We start from the raw sequence: 18,384 nt of genomic DNA, 5'->3' as shown, positions 1-18,384 counted from the left end.
GAAACGGTGACCCCTCCGCCAGAAGAGCCGCCGCCGATCAGCGAAGGCGACCGCGAAGTGGCCGTCAAGCGTCTGCAGGAGGCGTACGCCAAAGAGCACATCTCCCACGAGGAGCTGGACGAACGCCTCCAGCAGGCGCTCACCGCCAAGACGCACAGCGACCTCGTACGGGCCCTGACCTCGCTCCCGGGTGAGGTCCCGGACACGCGATCCACCATCGCCGCCGTGAGCGGCCGGATCCGGCGGCGCGGCGCATGGCGGGTCCCTCGTAGCCTCAAGGTCGAGTCCGCGTTCGGAAGGATGAACCTGAACCTGTCCCGAGCGGTCATCGAGCACTCGCAGGTGGACATCGAGCTACACCTCGGCACGGGCAAGGGCAAGATCACGGTGCCTCGCAACGCGATCGTCGACCTCGACGGCCTGCACACCGGGTGGAAGGGCTCGCACTACAAGGCCCCGCAACGCCCCCGCGCCGACGGGCCGACGATCCGGATCTCCGGGACCATGGGCTTCGGACGCCTGAAAATCCGCCACGCCCGACGCTGAGCCCCGTCACCGCCCGCGAGCCCTGTCGGATCGAGCCGGGTCCTCGTTCATCGACGCGCCGGGCCGGGCCGCGTACTCCTCGGTCGCCCGCGACGTCCACCCGATGCGACACCCTCACGTTCAGTCGATCGCCTCGGGTCGGGACAGGCGGATCTCCTCGTTGTCGAGTCGGGTCTGCACCTGGCGGAGCACGGTGTCGTCGATGCGGCGTTCGTCGCGGAGTCTGAGCACGGTGGCGCGCTTGTGGGCGAGCAGGGCCAGGCGCAGGGCGGTGTACTGCCTGTCGCGGCGGGGGGCGGGGTCGTCGCTGCCGGCGCGCAGGACGAGCAGGTGGTCCTCGTACTCCTTGCGCAGTCGGTCGACGAGTTCGGCGTCGGTGTCCAGCTCGGCGGCGATCTGCGGCAGGGCGGCGAGGGCCTCTTCGGTGGCGAGGGTCTGGGCGAGGCAGCGTTCCCGGTCGAGGGCGGTGTCGCGGGGCAGGCGGGCCCAGCGCACCACGCCGGGGAGCAGGAGGGCCTGCAGCATCGTCACCACGATGACCCCGGCGGTCACGAAGACGATCAGGTCGCGGTGCGGGAAGGGCGCACCCGAGTTCAGCGCGTGCGGGACCGCGAGCGCCGCCGCCATCGACACCGCGCCGCGAAAACCGGAGATGCCGCTGACCACCCGAGCGCGGTGGCCGACGCGGCGCAGACGTTGCTGCGGACGGCGGTCGAGGAGGCGGATCACGTACACGGCGACGAACAGGAACGCGACGCGCACGGCGAGGAGCGTCACGGAGACGGCCGCGACGGCGAGGAGGGCGTGGGTGACGTCGTCGCTGGTGAGGCTGCGGACGGCCGACTGCGCCTCCAGCCCCACCAGGACGAACAGTGAGCCGTTCAGCAGGAAGGCGGCCAGCGACCAGGACGCCTCGGCCTGGCGGCGCATCGCGGCCCGCCCGACGCGCGGCCCGACCTGGCTGATGATGAGCCCGGCGATCACGACGGCCAGGACGCCCGAGGCGTGGACCAGCTCGGCGAGCAGGAACGCGGTGAACGGGATGAGGAGCATGACCACGTTCTCCAGCAGCGGGTCGTCCAGGCTGCGGCGCGCCCGCTCACCGATCCACGCGGTGAGCGCCCCGATCACGGCCCCGCCCCCGTAGGCGACGAAGAACAGCACTCCGACGTGGGGCGCGCTGAGGCGTTCCTCGCCGACCGTGATGCCGACGGCCAGGCCATAGATGACCAGCGCCGTACCGTCGTTGATCAGGCTCTCGGCGCGCAGCGCGGTGACGGTGCGGCGTGGCAGCGTCCGGGCGAGCACCCCGACCGCCGTGGCGTCCGTCGGCGCGACGGCCGTCCCCAGCACCCACGCCGGCCCCCAGGGCAGCCCCAGGGCGTGGGCGACGGTCGCCACCGCGCCCGCCGTGGCGATGACCAGCACGGTGCTCATCAGGACGATGCCGCGCAGGTTGCTGCGGATCTCCCGCAGGGACGTGGTCAGGCTCTCCCAGTACAGCAACGCGGGCAGGAACAGCAGCAGCACCGCCTCCGGCGGCAACTGCACCCGGCGCAACGCGGGAACGAACCCCAGGAGCACGCCGGCGAGCAGCAGGAGCACCGGCGGCGCGACCCGCAGGCGACGCCCGAGCAGGCTGCACACGAGGATCGCCACACCCAGGACCACCACGAGTTCGAGACCGAGCAAACACGTCCTCCCCGACAGACGCCCAGGGCTCTACCCGCCCGCCGCTCAGCGGATCCGCCCGCCGTCGCAGGTGTGAACCGCCCTCGACGAAACCGTTGCCCTCATCGCCGAATCCGCTTTCGAGGGCGCGGCCATCAGGAGAGACCTGCCTGTTCGCGTTCCGCACCTCGGCGCGACCCACCGACCACGCCGCGCGGCTCGTCGAGCGGGGCTTCGCGGCGTCGACGTTCGACGCGGCCTACCAGGGCGAGCCGCACGGACCCGTTCCAGCGGGCCGACGACTTCCGCAACGCCGTCACGTACCTGACCTCACGCGGCGACATCGATTCCGGGCGGATCGGCGTGCTCGGCATCTGCGGAACGGGCACGTACGCGAGCGCGCGGGCCGGGCTCAGCGGTCGGTCGCGAGCCTCAGACCGAGGCCCACGAGGACGAAACCCATGATCGCGTCCAGTCGGCGACGGACCACGGGACGGTCGAAGACCCGCCTCAGCGCGCCCACCACGTTGGCCACGATGACGAACCAGAGCGCCGTCAACGCGAACGCGATCACCGTGAGTGCCCCGGTGTGGGCCACGCTCGGCGACTCCGGCAGGAACTGCGGCATCAACGCGACATAGAACGCGGCGGCCTTCGGATTGAGCACGTTGCAGAGCAGACCCTGGCGGAACGCCCTCCAAGGCCCGTCGCGTTCGTCGTCCCCGCTCTCGCCGGGACGGTACTCGCCGCGCATCGCCGCCCGGACCGCGCGCACGCCCAGGAACAGCAGATACGCCGCCCCCACCAGCTTGACCACCGTGTACGCCGTCGCCGACGCGGCCAGGACCGCCGCCACGCCGACCGCCGCCGCCACCGCCCACAGCAGGCAGCCCACCGCGATCCCGAGGGCCGTCATCATGCCCGCCCTGCGCCCGGACACCGCCGAGTTGCGCACCATCAGCGCGAAATCCGGACCCGGCGACATCACCGTCAACTGGAGCACGCCGGCGAAGGCGAGCAACTGCATCCCGTTCGTCATGACCCTCCTAACACCCCTCGAACTGCGGGATCGCCACCGTCGACAGGTCGAGGCCGGTGTCCGCGAACCACTTGTGCATCAGCTTCGGCATCGTGCCGTCCTGGTACATCTGCGTGATCGCCCTGTTGACGGCCTCGCAGCCGTCGGGGTCGTTCCGTCGCATGCCGACGGCGGTCCGCCGCTCCCCGAACCTGGCGTTGAGGATCCGCACCCCGCCGTGGCGCGCCTTGAGCCCCGCCAGGATCGTGTCGTTCGTGGTGATCGCGTCGATCCGGCGATCCCGAAGCATCGCCATGCACTCGTCATAGCTCTTGGCCGGCACCGGCACCGCCGCCACCCGCCGCTCCTCCGTCACCCGCACGGCCGCCCGCGCCCCCGCGACGTCACAGATCCTGCGCCCCTTCAGGTCGCGCACCCCCCGGATCCCCCGCTCGTCGTCCCGCACGAGGATGTCCTGGTACGCCAGGTAGTACGGCCCCGCGAACGTCAGCCGCCGCTTCCGCTCCGGCATGACCGAGAACGTCAACACCAGATCGGCGCGCCCCTCCAACAGCAACGTCTCCCGATCGGACGCCAACGCCGCCACGAACCGCACGTCCTTGCCGAGCCGCCCGGCCAGGTAACGCGCGACGTCCACGTCCAACCCCTCGAACCGCCCGTCCGCCCGCCGCATCCCGATCCCCGGCAGATCCGGCCGCACCCCGACGAGCAGCGTCCCCTTCCCGAGAATGGACGACCCCCGCCCACTCCCGCACCCCACCAGGACCGCACACCCCACCAGGCCCACCGCGATCAGCCGCCGCGCCCGGACGACCATCCCCATCAGGCCCCCAAGAGATCGACCCACCCGCCCGAACGTCCCAAAGGCGCCCCGAAAACACTACATCTTGGCCATAACCGGCAATCCGCCGTACGGCGCTCGTCGGCCGTTCCTCGCGGTGAGCAGGCCACGGGTCAAGGCACCGCCGCGACGGAAGTCAGTCGGTCGCGCCGGTGCGGGTGGCGAGGACGGCTAGGCGGATGCGGTTGGGGCAGCCGGTCTTGCGCATGAGGCCCGCGACGTGGGTCTTGACGGTGGTGACGCCCAGGTGGAGGCGTTCGGCGATCTCGGGGTTGGTGAGGCCCTCGCCCACGAGGCGGAGGACCTGCTGCTCACGGGGAGAGAGGCCGGGGATGTCGGCGGGGGCGTGGTCGGTGCGGGCATGGACGGCGCGGTCGACGAGGCGGGCCAGGACGGCCCGGCTGTAGGGGGCGTCGCCCTCGGCGGCCATGCGGATGGAGCGCAGCAGTTCCCGGGGCGGGGAGTCCTTGACGAGGAAGCCGAAGGCGCCCGCCGACAGGGCCGGGTAGAGGTGGTCGTCGTCGTCGAAGGTGGTGAGGACGACGACGCGGGACGACGGTCGTTCGGCCATGATGCGGCGGGTGGCGGTGATGCCGTCGACACCGGGCATGCGCAAATCCATGAGGATGACGTCGGGGACGTGCTCGGCCGCCAGGCGGACGGCGGCGCGGCCGTCCTCGGCCTCGGCCACGATCTCCAGGTCGGGGGCGGCGTCGCAGAGCATGCGCAGACCCATCCGGACCAGGTGCTGGTCGTCGACGAGCAGGACGCGGATCATGCCGTTCCCTCCACGGTGACGGGCATGGGCAGTTCGGCGGCCAGTCGCCAGCCGATGCCGCCGGCGGGCGGTCCGGCGTGGAGGGTGCCGCCCAGCAGTTCGACGCGTTCGGTCATGCCGATCAGCCCGTGGCCCGCCGAGGCGGCGGCGGGCGGTGGGGCGCGCAGGCCGCCGTCGTCGTCGATGCGCAGGTGGAGGCGGGATTCGGTGAGGCGGACGGTGAGCCTCGCGGTGGCGTGGGGGCCAGCGTGCTTGGCGACGTTGGCCAGGCCCTCCTGGGCGAGGCGCAGGACGGTCAGCCCACGCACGTTGTCGAGGAGGGCGACGGCCGGGTCGATGTCGGCCTCGATGTCCACGCCCGCCTGACGGCCCCGTTCGGCGGCGTCGTGGAGGGCCTCGGGCAGGCCGTCGGGGTCGACGGGCGGCACGTCGGCGGCGCGGGCCGGGTCGCGCAGCACCGACACGAGGTGGCGCAGGTCGGCGAGGGCGGCGGTGCCGGAGCCGTGCAGGTCGTCCAGCACCTCGGTGACCCGTGGGTCGGCGTCCGGCAGCACGTGGCGCGCGACGCCGACCCGCAGCACCATGGACGACACGTGGTGGGCGACGAGGTCGTGCAGCTCCCGGGCGATCGCGGTGCGCTCGGCTGCCCGCGCGGCGGCCGTCTCGGAGTGACGGCGACGGCGTTCCTCCGCCGCGTGCTCCCGTTCCCGTCGGGCGTGCTCGCGGGTGAGCCGCACGTACGCGCCCAGCAGCAGCGGAACGCCCAGCAGGATGACGACGCGGTAGAGGGTCGAGGCGTACTCGTCCTGCAGGTGCGCCACATGCGCGCCCACCAGGACGGCGGACACGCTCACACCGGCGACGGCGCGCCGGCCCCCGGAACGCAGCGCCACCTCGAACAACGCGATCACGATCATCGCCTTGAGGGTCATCGCGACGCCGGCGCCGACCCAGCCGCTCAGCAGCAGCGTCAGCGACAGGGTGACGGCGGCGATCACCGGGATGACGCTCGCGGCCAGGCACATCGCCAACGCGCCCAGCGCGAGGGCCCAGTCGGCGGCGTCCTCGGGGGGATGCAGCAACCGCAGGTCGCCGAGCGCCACGACCACCAGCAGGACGATGCGGGCGGGGGCGAGCCGGTCGTCGAAGACCTGTTCCGTCCACCGGGTCAGCACCACACCGATCGTAGGTGGGCGGCGGATGCCCGGCCTCCTCCGGTCGGAGGAGGGTGATCGACCGGGTGGCCGCCGTGCGCGCCCGCCCGGCGGAGGCGCGGAGCCGCCGGCGGCCGGAATGTGGACGCCATGGAAGCGATCCGTGTCGTTCTCTTCGTCTGTCACTTCACCGCGCTGGCGGTGCTGCTGTGCGGTCTGGTGGCGGGACGTGACCCGCTCGCGAAGGCGAGCGTCGCCGTGCTGGGCGCGGCGGCGGCGATGCTGGTCACGGGTGTCCTGCTGGTGGTGGTGCAGGTGGCCCGAGACCTGCCCGTCAACGGTCCGAAGGTCGCCGTCAAGGCGGGGCTGGCCGTCGCCGTCCTGGGTTGCGCGCTGTGGGCCCGCCGCTCCGCGCGCGACGGCGGCCCGCGCCTGTGGGCGGGTGGACTCACCATCGCGAACGCCGTCGTCGCCATGGCCTGGAATTGAGGGCCGTGGCGTCACTCGGGCGGGCCGTAGACCAAGCCCACGGACGCGCTCATCTCGGACAGCAGCAGCTCGAACAAGGGTTCCGGGTCGTCCAGGGCGAAGTCCAGGTGGCCCATCACCTCCAGGCTGACGTTGCCGTGCAGCCGTACCCAGCACTGGAGGTAGACGAGGGCGGCCCCCAGGGGCAGGGCGAAGCCCATGGAGGCGCGGAAGCGTTCCAGTTGCCCGCGCAGACTCTCGGCGATGTCGCCGTCCTCGAGGATCGGGAACGGCCTCCGCTCCCACAGCTCGACGAACAGGGCGAGGAACGTCCAGGCGAAGCGCAGTCCGCAGGCGGAGGCGAAGTCGTCGTGCTCGACGTCGAGCGCGGGGGTGGGGGTGCCGAACAGGAGGGCGTACTCCCGGGGATGGGCCAGCCCCCAGCGACGGAACGTTCGACAGGCCGTCAGCGTCCGGCCGCTCAGGTCGCCGGGCGGGACGGCGGCGATCGCGTCGCGCATGTCGTCGGTGAGGTCGTTGAAGATGTCGCCGACGACCTTGGCCAGCAGCTCGGAGTGGCTGTCGAAGTAACGGTAGAGGGCCGGCGCGGTCATCCCCATCTCCCGGGCGATGGCCCGCAGGGTCATCGCCTCCTGCCCCTGGTCGACCAGCAGTCGCCGGGCGGTCTGGGTGATCTCCAGGACGGTCGCCGCCCGCAGCCGGTCGCGTCGCGTCTCGACCATGGTGTCCGCTCCCTCGCTCGTACCGGGCCCCTCGCATGATTCCGCAGTGACGGCGTTGACGAAAGTTAACGGCGTATGCGAGAGTTTACAACAGTATCAGTAAACAGTGTTCATCATAGCAATGGTGCGTCACGCACGTGGGGGACGAGATGTTGGAACGATGGGGCCGCCTGATGTACCGGCGGCGATGGGCCGTCCTGGCGGCGTCGCTGGCCGCCCTGATCTTCGCCGGGGTATGGGGCACCGGCGTGTTCGGCGCGATGACCTCGGCGGACGGCTTCCGCACACCGGGCAGCGAGAGCGCCGAGGCCGTCGCGGCGGCCGAGCGCGGCCTGCCGCGCACCGAGGCCGACCTGGTCGTCCTGTACGAGGACCCGCGCGGGGGCCGGGTCGACGACCCCGCCTTCCGGGCCGCGGTGGCCGGGTCTCTCGCGGCGCTGCCCAAGGAACGGGTCGCCGCCGCCGTGACCTACTACTCGACGGGGTCACCGCAGTTCGTCAATGAAGACCGCACCCGGACGTACGCCGTCCTGCGACTGGCCGGAGCGGACTCCGCGCAACGCCAGGACGACTACGAGGCGATCAAGGACTCCCTCGACCCGGCCGGCGGGGTGACCGCCGAGGTGGGCGGCGAGGTGGGCACCGAGGTCGCCGTCAACGAGCGCGTCGGCGAGGACATCGCCCGTGCGGAGATGTTCGGGATGCCGATCCTGCTGGTGCTGCTCGTGGTGATCCTCGGCGGACTGGTGGCCGCGGCCATGCCGCTGGTGACGGGCGTGACCGCGATCCTCGGGTCCTTCACGGCGCTGCACGTCATCGCGTTGACCACCGATCTGTCGATCTTCGCGGTGAACATCACCACCTTCCTGGGCATGGGGCTGGCCATCGACTACGGGCTGTTCATGGTCGCCCGGTTCCGCGAGGAGTTGGGGCGCGGGGACTCGGTGGAGGACGCGCTCGCCGCCACCCTGGCCACCGCCGGACGCACCGTGCTGGTCTCCGGCGTGACGGTGGCGATCTCGATGGGCGGGCTGATCCTCTTCCCGCAGATCTTCCTCAAGTCGATGGGGTACGGCGGCGTGGCCACCGTCCTGGTCGACATGGTGGTGGCGCTGACGCTCCTGCCGGCGCTGCTGGCGGTGCTCGGCCCCCGGATCAACGCCCTGGCGATCCGCCGCCGTCCCGCCGCCACCGCCGCCACCGTCGGCGACGGCGCGTGGCACCGGCTCGCGCACGGCGTGATGCGTCGCCCCGCGCTGTACGCCGTGGCCGCCACCGTGCTGCTCGCCGCCCTGACCGCGCCGTTCCTGGGCATCAACTGGGGCGGCGTGGACTCCAGGGTGCTGCCGCAGGACGACCCCGCCAGGGTCGTCAGCCAGACCCTGGAGAACGAGTTCCCCCGCAACACCACGAGCCCCATCACCGTCATCGTCGAGGGCCGCACCGACCCGGCCGCCTACGCCGCGCGACTCGACCGGGTGCCCGGGGTCACCGGGGCGACCGTGACCGGCACGGCCAACGACGCGTCGGCGATCGCGCTGACCCACGCCGGGGCCGCCCAGTCCGACCAGGCCCGCGACGTGGTGGAACGGGTGCGCGACCTCCCCGCGCCGCCCGGCACCACGGTCCACGTGGGCGGCGACACCGCCGCCACGATGGACCAGCTCGACAGCCTGGGCGGGATGCTCCCCTGGGTGGCGCTGATGATCGGGACGGCGATCTTCGTCCTGCTGTTCCTGGCGTTCGGCTCGGTGGTGCTGCCGCTCAAGGCGATCGTGATGAACATGCTCTCGCTCGGGGCCGCGTTCGGCGCGGTGGTCTGGATCTTCCAGGACGGCAACCTGTCCGGCGCGCTCGACTTCACCGCCACCGGGACCATCGACCCCGCGATGCCGATCCTCATGCTGTTGCTGCTGTTCGGGGTGTCGATGGACTACGAGGTCTTCCTGCTGTCGCGGATCCGGGAGCAGTACGACCGGACCGGCGACACCACCGCGGCGATCTCCTCCGGGCTGCAGCGCACCGGCGGCATCATCACCAGCGCCGCGCTGCTGCTGGTGGTCGTCCTGGCGGGGATGGCGATGTCGGGGGTCTCGTTCATCAAGATGATCGGCGTCGGCATGGTGATCGCCATCGTCATCGACGCGACCCTGGTCCGGCTGGTGCTGGTGCCCGCCGTGATGCGCCTGCTCGGCGGGGCCAACTGGTGGGCCCCGGGCCCGCTGGCCCGACTGCACGGTCGGTTCGGCATCCGGGAGGAGGAGACGCCGAAACCTCGCGAACCGGTCCGAATCGGGTGAGGGACCGGAGGGTTCGGGGAATGTCCTGTCGTAGCGCCCGCCCACGGGCCGCCGCGCGCCTAGCATGGCGGGGCTGGATCGTTGGCGACACGAGGAAGTGACTGTGACCGAGCAGGAAGGCGCGGACCGGGTGGTCATCGAGTTCATCGATGCCGCCGACGTCCCCGACGAGCACCGCAAGGACAACAAGATCTTCGCCCCCGGCACTCAGGCGATCACCATGCGGAACGCCGCCGAGCCGGACGGTCCCACCCTCTACTTCACCGAGGCGGAGTGGGACGCGTTCGTCGCCGGGGTGAAGGACGGGGAGTTCGACGATCTGCTGGACGATCTCCCTCCCGAGGACTGACCCTCGGCACGGGGGCGGGGCCGCACCGGCTCCGCCCCCGCGTCATGCGGTGAGCAGCCCGACGAGGCGGGGTGCGGCCTCGTCGACCGGCACGACGACGGTCTCGCCGGAGGCCCTGGCGGTGATCTCCACCGTCCCCGCGTCCACGCCGCGCCTGCCGACCGTCACCCGGTACGGGATGCCGATCAGCTCGACGTCCTTGAACTTGGCGCCCGGTCGTTCGTCCCTGTCGTCCAGGACCACGTCGACACCGGCCGCGCCCAGGGCGGTGTGGACACGCTCCGCGACGGCGGCGACCTCGGCGTCGCCCGGGTTCAGGAGGACCACCGCGACGTCGAACGGGGCCACGCCGACGGGCCAGACGATGCCCGCGTCGTCGTGGTTGGCCTCGACGATCGCGGCGATCGCCCGTTCCACCCCGATGCCGTACGAGCCCATGATCGGGGTGATCTCCGCACCGTCGGGGCCCAGGACCCGGACGCCCATCGCCTCCGTGTAGCGGTACCCCAGCTTGAAGATGTGGCCGACCTCGATGGCGTCCACCACCTCCAGCGGCGCGCCGCACCGAGGGCACGGCTCCCCCGCGCGGACCTCGCGCAGATCCGCCCAGTGGTCCACGGCGACGTCCCGGGCGATGTCGACGCCGCGCACGTGGACGCCGTCGACGTTCGCCCCGGTCGTCATGTCACGGCGGCCCCGCAGCGCCTCGTCGGCGAGGATCGTCATCCCGTGGTCGGGCGGAAGCGCGGCGGTCACCGCGCCGAGGCTGCCCGGCGCGGCTTTGAGCGCCGCCACGATCTCCTCTTGGTGCGCCGGACGGATCGCGACCGCCCCCGTCGCGTCCGCCAGTTTCTGTTCGACCAGGGCGTGGTCACCGCGCATCAGCACGAGGGCGAGCCGGTCGTCCAGGACGTACACCAGCGTCTTGACCTGGCGCTCGGCGGGCACGTCGTGCAGACGCGTCAGCTCCTCGATCGTCCGGGCGTGCGGCGTGTCGAACCGCTCCGGCACCGGTGGCCCCGGCCCGTCCGCGACCGGGTCGAGCCGGGACGCGGCCTTCTCCACGTTCGCGGCGTAGTCGCCCGAGGGGCAACGGACCACCAGGTCCTCGCCCGCCTCGGACGGGCACATGAACTCCACCGAGTCGCTGCCGCCCATGTTGCCGCTCGACGCCTCCACGCCGATCGCGGGAACGCCGAGCCGCGCGAAGATCCGCCGGTACGCCTCGTCGTGCAGCGCGAACGAGCGGTCGAGCCCGGCCTCGTCGACGTCCAGGCTGTAGGAGTCCTTCATGGTGAACTCCCGGACCCGGATCAGCCCCGACCGGGGCCTCGGCTCGTCCCGGAACTTCGTCTGGAACTGGTACCAGAGCTGCGGCAGCCGCCGGTACGACCCCAGCTCCGCCGCCACCGAGGCGATGACCTCCTCGTGCGTCATGCCCAGGGCCAGGTCGGTGCCCCTGCGGTCGGTGAGGCGGAACATCTCCTCGCCCATCGCGTCCCAGCGCCCCGTCCGCCGCCACAGGTCCGCCGGGTGCATCGCCGGCAGGATGAACTCCTGCGCCCCGATCCGGGTCATCTCCTCGCGGATCACCTGGATCACCTTGGCGCGCACCCGCACGGCCAACGGCAGCAGCGAGTAGTGCCCCGCCATCAACTGGCGAACAAATCCCGCCCGCACCAACAGCCGGTGACTCGCGGCCTCGGCATCCGCCGGGTCCTGCCGCAAGGTCGGCGCGTACAACTGACTCCACCGCATGACGGACGCCCCTCAACCCCGGTAGACGACGAACGGGGGGACGGCAGTCTAGGCCCCGGGGAACGTCAGGTCGTCGGAGGCTGGGCGCTGATGTCGGACAGCACGGAACGGGTGTCGCGCTGGATCGCCATGTCACCGATGGAGACCACGCCCACCGGCCGATCGCCGTCGACCACCGGAACGCGACGGATGGCGTGCTCGCGCATCAACCGCACGGCGGCGTCCGCGTCGTCGGCCGGCGCGACGGTGATCAGCTCCGCGCTGCACACCTCCGACACCGTGGTCGTGGACATGTCGAGCCCGGCCGCCACCGCGCGCACCACGATGTCCCGATCGGTCACCAGCCCCCGCAGGCTCTCCCCCTCGGTCACCAGCACGTCCCCGATCCCGTGCTGCCGCATCTGCTCCGCCGCCTCGACCAACGACGCCTGAGGCTCCACGGCCACCGGAACGGGTGTCATGACCTCGCTCACCTTCTGAGCCATCGCCGCCTCCTCCTCACTCTGCACCGGCGTATGTCCGTCCCCGATTACCCGGTTCGTGCCCGTTCATGTACCCCCCTGAGCCCCATTCCCCTAACCCCCACCACGAAGCGGACCACCGCCCAGGACAACCCCGAAGCGCGCCCAGCCGGCCCCGCCGAGCCGAACAACCGAGGGTCCTGGGACGGAGCTGCGAGGCGACCGACGACCAAGGCGCAACCAGGTCGCACCTACATGAGCACGTGGCCGACCCCCTCGCCGGACGATCAGGGTGGGGACGAGACACCGAAGCGTCCCGGCGATCAACGCAAAGTCGTCGCCGACCCAAAAGAGCGAGAGGCCGATCCCCCGGCCGAACGATGCGCGTGCGAGGACAGGGCGGCGAGGCGGGCCGGGGCACCGCCCAAGACAGTGGCCGGTCCCCCAGCCGGCCGACCGAGGAGCGGAGACGAGCACGGCGAAGCAGGCGGCTGGGCAAGGCAGGCAGACCGGGGCGCGGACCTACCGAACGAGGAGGCGCTCCCTCGAGCCGCACGACCGGCAATGCCGAGACGAACGCAACGCAGCACACCGACGGCCAGAACAGACCCGGACGCGGACCACCAGGCTAAGAGACACCCCCTCAAGCCGCACGACCCGAGACGCCGAAACGAACACAACGAAACAGACCGACGGTCAAGGCAGGCCGGGGCCTGGGCCGAGTGATCGAGGAGACGGCTCCTCGAGCCGGGCCACCCGAGACACGGAGCGGAGCACGGCGCGGCGGACGGGCGGTCAGCGTGGGATGGGGGTGCGGCCGAGGTAGGCGACGGGACGACTCCCCGAGCCGGGCCACCCCAGACACGGGGTGAAGCACGCCGGACGGGCGGTCAGCGTGGGATGGCGGAGCGGCCCAGGTAGGCGACGAGACGACTCCCCGAGCCGGGCCACCCCAGACACGGAGCGGAGCGCAGCGGACGGGTGGTCAGCGTCGGGTGAGGGTGCGGCCGAGGTAGGCGAGGAAATGGCTCCCCGAGCCGGGCCACCCAGACACAGAGCGGAGCGGCGCGGCGGGCGGGTGGTCAGGGTGGGTTGACGGAGCCGCCGAGGTAGGCGACGAGACGACTCCCCGAGCCGGGCCACCCCAGACACGGAGCGGAGCACGGCGCGGCGAACGAGCGGTCAGCGTGGGTTGACGGAGCCGCCGAGGTAGGCGACGAGACGACTCCCCGAGCCGGACGACCCAAGACACGGAGCGGAGCACGGCGCGGCGGACGGCGCGGCGGACGGCCGGTCAGCGTGGGTTGACGGAGCGGCCGAGGTAGGCGACGAGACGACTCCCCGAGCCGGACCACCCGAGACGCGGAGTGGAGCACGGCGCGGCGGACGGACGGTCAGCGTGGGGTGGGGTTGCGGCCGAGGTGGGCGAGGAGGAGGTCCGCCGTGGTGGGTGACGGGGGTGGCTGGACGGGGGCGGCGAAGCGGGTGGGGCGGTCGGCGTCGGTGACGAGGAGGGTGGACAAGGGGAGCAGTTGCTCCGCCAGGGCCTCGGGGATGGGTTTGTGGACGCCGCAGGACCAGGCGACGTCCCAGCCGTGGACGGCGATCTCCACGGCGCCGGCGGTGGTGACGATCGCGGCGGTGATCGACAGGTCGGCGATGGCCACGCCGGCTCGGCCGCCCGAGTTGGTCCAGGCGCCCAGGAGACGGGTGGCGTTGGCGCGCAGGGCGGCCACCGGATCGAGCAGCGCCGGTGGCGTGGGGTGGGCCTGCATTGGGGGGTTGATCGATGTTGTGGAGTGGGCCGGTGTTCGGGGGTGGGCCCGTGTTTGGGGCTGGGCGTGCGTTGGCGGCCGGCCTTGTGACGGGGGCTGGCCTTGTGTGAGGGGCTGACCCTGTGCTGACGGCTGCCCTTGTGTCAGGGGCTGGCCCTGTGCTGACGGGTGGCCTTGTGCCGGGGGCTGGCCTTGTGTCGGCGGCTGGGCCTGGGTCGACGGCTGAGCGTGCGTTGGCGGCTGCCCTTGTGTCGAGGGCTGACCCTGTGTCGAGGGCTGGGCGTGCGTCGGCGGCTGACCCTGTGCTGACGGCTGGCCTTGTGCCGGCGGGTGGCCCTGTGCTGGCGGCTGCCCTTGTGTCGGAGGCTGCCCTGGTGCTGGGGGCTGGGCGTGGGTCGGCGGCTGAGCGTGCGTTGGTCGGTGGGCCCGTGTTGAGGGGTGGGTCGGGGTGGGCCGGTGGGGCGGCGGTGGTGGGAGGGCGGGGGGTGAGGGGCTGGTGGGGGGTGGGGCGATGTGGCCGAGGTCGACGGCCTCATGGAGGGCCAGGAGGCCGTCGTTCATGTGGTGGAGGAGGGCGCGGAGGTCCCAGGCGCGGCAGGGGGTGGGGCGGGTGAGGGTGTCGGGGGTGACGGCGGCGAGGGCGCCCAGGGTGTAGGTGAGGGCGCGTTCGAGGAGGGCGATGCCGCCGGTCATCGGGACCGCACGGGGAGCGAGTCGGGCAGGCCGAAGACGGCGAAGAGGGAGGTGTCGAGGAAGGTGGCGGCGTGGGTGATGCGCTCGGGGCCGAAGGTGACGACCTGGAGGTTGAAGGGGTGGAAGACGCCGTCGGCGGGGTCGCGCAGGTATTGGGCGAGGGCGGGTTGGCCGTTGGCCCGGACGCGGAGGACCCGCAGGTCGCCGGGGCCGGCGGGGCAGCGGTCGGACAGGTGGCGGCCGATGTCGGCGCGGCCCTGGTACCAGGCCGGGAAGGGCGGCATCTCCCACACGGCGTCGTCGGTGAACAGCTCGACGATGGCGGGCACGTCCTTGGCCTCGAACGCCTTGACGTAGCGGTCGAGCAGCGCCTCCTGCTCGGCGGTCAGGGCGGTGTCGACACCGGACTCGGTGAGCCCGGCGCGGTCGAGTTGGGCGCGGGCGCGCTGGAGGGTGCTGTTGACGGCGGCGGTGCTGAGGCCGACCGCCTCGGCGACCTCGGCGGCGCGCCACCGGAGGACGTCGCGGAGGATCAGCACGGCGCGTTGGCGGGGCGGCAGGTGCTGGAGGGCGGCCACGAACGCCAGCCGGATGCTCTCGCGTGAGGTGACGATCGCCGCCGGGTCCGCGCCGTCCGCCCCGACCAGAGCGTCGGGCACCGGCTCCAGCCAGGGCACCTCGGACCGTTCGACCGGGTCGTCGGCGGGGTCGGCGCTGGGGGCGCCCAGCCCGGTGGGCATCGGGCGGCGGTCCCGGCTCTCCAGGGCGGTGAGGCAGGCGGTGGTGGCGATGCGGTAGAGCCAGGTGCGCAGCGAGGAGCGGCCCTCGAAGCGGTCGTAGGCGCGCCAGGCCCGCAGGTAGGTCTCCTGCACGAGGTCCTCGGCGTCGTGCACGGATCCGAGCATCCGGTAGCAGTGCGCCATCAGCTCCCGCCGGAACGGGTCGGCGAGCCGCTCGAAGTCGGCGGGTTCCGTCCCCTCGGGGGCGTCGGGTCGTGTCTGCGTCATCGCCATGGCCTTCCTGTTCCCTTCCGAGCGACTGTAGGCGGCCTTCGCCGTCATCGGTACAGACCGGTCGATCTGTGGAAACTCATCGCCCCACCGCCGATGAGTTTCGATTCCGGCCGCCGTCCATACCCATCGACAGACGCTCGGGCCCCGGAGGGAAGGCCGACATGCAGACGAACGACGCGTCCCCGGCGACGGACCTCGCCGGCCGCAGAGAATGGATCGGGCTGGCCGTGCTGGCCCTGCCCACCGTCCTGATCTCCATGGACTTCACCGTCCTCTACGTGGCGCTCCCCCGGCTGAGCGCCGACCTGGGCGCCACCGCCACCCAGCAGCTTTGGATCATGGACGTGTACGGGTTCCTGGTCGCCGGGCTGCTGATCACCATGGGCGCGCTGGGCGACCGGATCGGCCGACGACGCCTGCTGCTGATCGGGGCCGCGGCCTTCGGCACCGCGTCGGTCCTGGCCGCGTTCTCGACGGGCGCCGAGATGCTGATCGCGACCCGGGCCCTGCTCGGAGTGGCGGGCGCGACGCTGATGCCGTCGACGTTGTCGCTGCTGACGACCATGTTCCGCAACGCCGGGCAGCGCGCCTCTGCCATCGGCATCTGGACGGGCTGCTTCATGACGGGCGCCACGTTGGGCCCCATCGTCGGCGGACGGATGCTGGAGCACTTCTGGTGGGGCTCGGTCTTCCTACTGGGCGTTCCCGTGATGGTGGTCCTGCTGGTGGCGGGGCCGTTGCTGCTGCCGGAGTTCCGCGCCTCGGGGCCGGGACGGCTGGAGCCGACGAGCGTGCTGCTGTCGATGGCGGCGATCCTGCCGGTCGTCTACGGGATCAAGGAGCTGGCGGCGGGGCATGCGGACGCCCCGGTCGTTCCGATCACGGCGATCGTCGCGGGGCTGGTGTTCGGGGCGTTGTTCGTACGGCGTCAGCGCCGGCTGGAGACCCCGCTGCTCGACCTGAGGCTCTTCGCCGACCGGACGTTCACCTCCGCCCTGGTCCTGATGCTGCTGGCGGGGACCGTGCTCGCGGGCTACTTCCTGTTGCTGAGCCAGTACGTGCAGACGGTGCTCGGGCTGTCGCCGGCCAGTGCCGGGCTGTGGCTGGCCCCCTCGTCGGTGGTCATGGCGGTGGGGGCCACGGCGGCCCCGGCGCTCGCCCGGCGGATGCGCCCGGAGGTGCTGGTGCCGGGCGGGTTGGTGATGTCGGCCGTCGGCTTCCTGCTGCTGACCCGGGCGGGCAGCGCGGACGGCCTGGCGATGGCGGTGACCAGCGTGATCGTGATCCATCTCGGGGTGGCGCCGCTGCTCGCACTGGGCACCGACCTGGTCATGGGCTCGGCCCCGCCGGAGAAGGCGGGCGCGGCGGCGTCGGTGTCGGAGACCTGCAACGAACTGGGCGTGGCGTTGGGCATGGCGACGCTGGGCACCCTCGGGGCGGCCGTCTACCGCCACCGGCTGGACCCGGCGGCGCTGGACGGGCTCCCCGACGAGACCGCCGACCGGGCCCGAGAGGGCATCGCCGGCGCTTCGGCGGCCGCGGGAGACGTGACCTCGGAGGCGTCCGCCGTCCTGATGCGCGCGGCGGGCGAGGCGTTCACGACCGGGCTGCACATGGCGGCGGTCGTCGGCGCCGTGGTGTACACCGCAATGGCGCTCCTCGCCGCACGGACGCTGCGCGCCCACCGCACCGCGCAGACCGTCGTGGAGGCGTCGGCCGAAGGGCCCGCGGTGCCCCTGGAGCAGCGGTGAATCCGATCTCCATCGGGCGGAACCGTCGTCGTCCCCGGCCGGCTGTGTGGAATTCTCAACACGGAGCGTCCAAGAGCCCGCACCGAGCGCTCCGAAATGAGACCCTTGTGGCCTGCTGACAGGACTGACGGCGTGGGAGAGCTGACATGGGCACTGCTGCCGGGGCCGACGGGCGCGTTCTCGATCTCGAACCGGCGGGGCCGGTGGTGCCGCGCGTCCTGCTGGGCTCCCGGTTGCGGCGGCTCCGCGAGGAGGCCGGGGTCACCCGGGAGGCGGCGGGCGAGGAGATCCGCGCCTCCGGCTCCAAGATCAGCAGGCTGGAGCTGGGCCGCACCGGCTTCAAGCAGCGCGACGTCGCCGACCTGCTCAGCCTGTACGGTGTCGCCGACGAGGCCGAGCGCGCCGTCCTGCTGGAGATGGCGCGGCAGGCCAACGGTCCGGCCTGGTGGCACGCGTACGCCGAGGTGGTGCCGTCGTGGTTCCAGTCGTACCTGAGCCTGGAGCCGGCCGCCGCGGTGATCCGCACCTACGAGGTCCAGTTCGTTCCCGGGCTGCTGCAGACGGAGGAGTACGCGCGGGCGGTCATCCGGGTCGGGCATCCCGGGGCCGCGGCGGCGGAGGTCGAGCGCCGGGTCGAGCTGCGGATGCGGCGGCAGGCGATCCTGCACCGTGCCCGTCCGCCGCACCTGTGGGCGGTGGTCGACGAGGCGGCGCTGCGGCGTCCGCACGCCGGCGTGTCCGCCCAGCGCGAGCAGATCCGGCGGCTGATCGAGATCGGCCGTCTCCCCCATGTGACGGTGCAGGTCATGTCGTTCCGCGCGGGCGGGCACGCCGCCGCGGGCGGGCCGATCACGCTGCTGCGCCTGCCCGAACGCGAGCTGGCCGACGTCGTGTACCTCGAACAGCTCGCCAGCGCCGTCTACCCCGACCGGCCGGACGACGTCATGGGCTATTGGCACGTTCTCAACAACCTGGCCACCCAGGCCGAGGCCCCCGACGTCAGCGAGCTGCTGCTGCGGCGTCTGCTCCAGGAGCTTTGAACGA

Annotated in this window: 16 protein-coding genes; 6 read left to right on the top strand and 10 right to left on the bottom strand. The window is 72.3% G+C overall.

The window, feature by feature from the left end; translation table 11 throughout:
- Positions 1-6: 6 nt before the first annotated feature.
- On the top strand, positions 7-546 hold the full coding sequence (locus tag DFJ69_RS20770; protein ID WP_116024146.1) for a DUF1707 SHOCT-like domain-containing protein: 540 nt from the start codon (positions 7-9) through the stop codon (positions 544-546).
- Positions 547-666: 120 nt separating this feature from the next.
- Here the strand turns inward: DFJ69_RS20770 and DFJ69_RS20765 are convergent, their stop codons facing one another.
- The 5 genes from DFJ69_RS20765 to DFJ69_RS20740 form a co-directional block, all read right to left on the bottom strand.
- A complete protein-coding gene (locus DFJ69_RS20765; protein WP_116024145.1) occupies positions 667-2,238 on the bottom strand; it encodes a Na+/H+ antiporter in 1,572 nt (523 codons plus the stop codon).
- A gap of 391 nt (positions 2,239-2,629) precedes the next feature.
- Entirely contained in the window at positions 2,630-3,256 is a 627-nt protein-coding gene (locus DFJ69_RS20755; RefSeq protein ID WP_116024144.1) for a LysE family translocator, read from the bottom strand.
- A 7-nt stretch (positions 3,257-3,263) separates the two neighbouring features.
- A complete protein-coding gene (locus DFJ69_RS20750) occupies positions 3,264-4,103 on the bottom strand; it encodes a transporter substrate-binding domain-containing protein (RefSeq protein WP_245974489.1) in 840 nt (279 codons plus the stop codon).
- Positions 4,104-4,233: 130 nt separating this feature from the next.
- Positions 4,234-4,875 carry a response regulator transcription factor gene (locus tag DFJ69_RS20745; RefSeq protein WP_116024143.1) on the bottom strand — a complete coding sequence of 214 codons (642 nt, stop codon included), beginning with the start codon at positions 4,873-4,875 and terminating at the stop codon, positions 4,234-4,236.
- Complete coding sequence (locus DFJ69_RS20740; RefSeq protein ID WP_211328675.1) at positions 4,872-6,050, bottom strand: sensor histidine kinase; 1,179 nt, start codon at positions 6,048-6,050, stop codon at positions 4,872-4,874. The genes DFJ69_RS20745 and DFJ69_RS20740 overlap by 4 nt, the downstream gene beginning before the upstream one ends.
- A gap of 129 nt (positions 6,051-6,179) precedes the next feature.
- Here DFJ69_RS20740 and DFJ69_RS20735 point away from each other — a divergent pair, with 129 nt between their 5' ends.
- Positions 6,180-6,518, top strand: a complete 339-nt coding sequence (locus DFJ69_RS20735; protein ID WP_147312379.1) for a hypothetical protein — start codon at positions 6,180-6,182, stop codon at positions 6,516-6,518.
- A gap of 11 nt (positions 6,519-6,529) precedes the next feature.
- On the opposite strand, the gene DFJ69_RS20730 is transcribed toward DFJ69_RS20735, so the two are convergent.
- Positions 6,530-7,240 (bottom strand): TetR/AcrR family transcriptional regulator, encoded by a 711-nt coding sequence (locus tag DFJ69_RS20730; RefSeq protein WP_116024141.1) that lies wholly within the window; start codon positions 7,238-7,240, stop codon positions 6,530-6,532.
- Positions 7,241-7,377: 137 nt separating this feature from the next.
- On the opposite strand from DFJ69_RS20730, the gene DFJ69_RS20725 reads away from it, so the two are divergent.
- Both DFJ69_RS20725 and DFJ69_RS20720 read left to right on the top strand, forming a co-directional pair.
- Positions 7,378-9,540, top strand: a complete 2,163-nt coding sequence (locus tag DFJ69_RS20725; RefSeq protein ID WP_245974488.1) for an MMPL family transporter — start codon at positions 7,378-7,380, stop codon at positions 9,538-9,540.
- A 103-nt stretch (positions 9,541-9,643) separates the two neighbouring features.
- Positions 9,644-9,889, top strand: coding sequence for a DUF397 domain-containing protein (locus DFJ69_RS20720; RefSeq protein WP_245974487.1), 246 nt, complete (start codon positions 9,644-9,646; stop codon positions 9,887-9,889).
- A gap of 42 nt (positions 9,890-9,931) precedes the next feature.
- On the opposite strand, the gene DFJ69_RS20715 is transcribed toward DFJ69_RS20720, so the two are convergent.
- From DFJ69_RS20715 to DFJ69_RS20700, 4 genes are all read right to left on the bottom strand, one after another.
- Complete coding sequence (locus tag DFJ69_RS20715) at positions 9,932-11,647, bottom strand: proline--tRNA ligase (protein ID WP_116024138.1); 1,716 nt, start codon at positions 11,645-11,647, stop codon at positions 9,932-9,934.
- A 65-nt stretch (positions 11,648-11,712) separates the two neighbouring features.
- Complete coding sequence (locus tag DFJ69_RS20710; RefSeq protein ID WP_116024137.1) at positions 11,713-12,132, bottom strand: CBS domain-containing protein; 420 nt, start codon at positions 12,130-12,132, stop codon at positions 11,713-11,715.
- Between the two features lie 1,370 nt (positions 12,133-13,502).
- Positions 13,503-13,883 (bottom strand): DinB family protein, encoded by a 381-nt coding sequence (locus tag DFJ69_RS20705; RefSeq protein ID WP_116024136.1) that lies wholly within the window; start codon positions 13,881-13,883, stop codon positions 13,503-13,505.
- A gap of 689 nt (positions 13,884-14,572) precedes the next feature.
- On the bottom strand, positions 14,573-15,583 hold the full coding sequence (locus DFJ69_RS20700; RefSeq protein ID WP_116026767.1) for a sigma-70 family RNA polymerase sigma factor: 1,011 nt from the start codon (positions 15,581-15,583) through the stop codon (positions 14,573-14,575).
- Between the two features lie 167 nt (positions 15,584-15,750).
- Between DFJ69_RS20700 and DFJ69_RS20695 the strand changes: the two genes are divergently transcribed.
- Together DFJ69_RS20695 and DFJ69_RS20690 are read left to right on the top strand one after the other, a co-directional pair.
- Positions 15,751-17,340, top strand: coding sequence for an MFS transporter (locus DFJ69_RS20695; RefSeq protein ID WP_116024135.1), 1,590 nt, complete (start codon positions 15,751-15,753; stop codon positions 17,338-17,340).
- Between the two features lie 146 nt (positions 17,341-17,486).
- The gene (locus DFJ69_RS20690) at positions 17,487-18,380 is read left to right on the top strand and encodes a helix-turn-helix domain-containing protein (protein WP_116024134.1); all 894 of its coding nucleotides are present in this window, start codon (positions 17,487-17,489) and stop codon (positions 18,378-18,380) included.
- Positions 18,381-18,384: the final 4 nt, after the last annotated feature.

Source organism: Thermomonospora umbrina (assembly GCF_003386555.1).
GTDB classification, from domain to species: Bacteria; Actinomycetota; Actinomycetes; order Streptosporangiales; family Streptosporangiaceae; genus Thermomonospora; species Thermomonospora umbrina.
The sequence above is the reverse complement of the archived record's forward strand: the minus strand, read 5'-3'. Positions and strand labels throughout refer to the sequence as shown.

Coding starts and splice junctions, on each gene's coding strand:
- DFJ69_RS20755 (WP_116024144.1), bottom strand. CDS start 3,256: ATGACGAACGGGATGCAGTTGCTCGCCTTCGCCGGCGTGCTCCAGTTG.
- DFJ69_RS20745 (WP_116024143.1), bottom strand. CDS start 4,875: ATGATCCGCGTCCTGCTCGTCGACGACCAGCACCTGGTCCGGATGGGT.
- DFJ69_RS20735 (WP_147312379.1), top strand. CDS start 6,180: ATGGAAGCGATCCGTGTCGTTCTCTTCGTCTGTCACTTCACCGCGCTG.
- DFJ69_RS20730 (WP_116024141.1), bottom strand. CDS start 7,240: ATGGTCGAGACGCGACGCGACCGGCTGCGGGCGGCGACCGTCCTGGAG.
- DFJ69_RS20715 (WP_116024138.1), bottom strand. CDS start 11,647: ATGCGGTGGAGTCAGTTGTACGCGCCGACCTTGCGGCAGGACCCGGCG.
- DFJ69_RS20710 (WP_116024137.1), bottom strand. CDS start 12,132: ATGGCTCAGAAGGTGAGCGAGGTCATGACACCCGTTCCGGTGGCCGTG.
- DFJ69_RS20705 (WP_116024136.1), bottom strand. CDS start 13,883: ATGCAGGCCCACCCCACGCCACCGGCGCTGCTCGATCCGGTGGCCGCC.
- DFJ69_RS20700 (WP_116026767.1), bottom strand. CDS start 15,583: ATGACGCAGACACGACCCGACGCCCCCGAGGGGACGGAACCCGCCGAC.
- DFJ69_RS20695 (WP_116024135.1), top strand. CDS start 15,751: ATGCAGACGAACGACGCGTCCCCGGCGACGGACCTCGCCGGCCGCAGA.
- DFJ69_RS20690 (WP_116024134.1), top strand. CDS start 17,487: ATGGGCACTGCTGCCGGGGCCGACGGGCGCGTTCTCGATCTCGAACCG.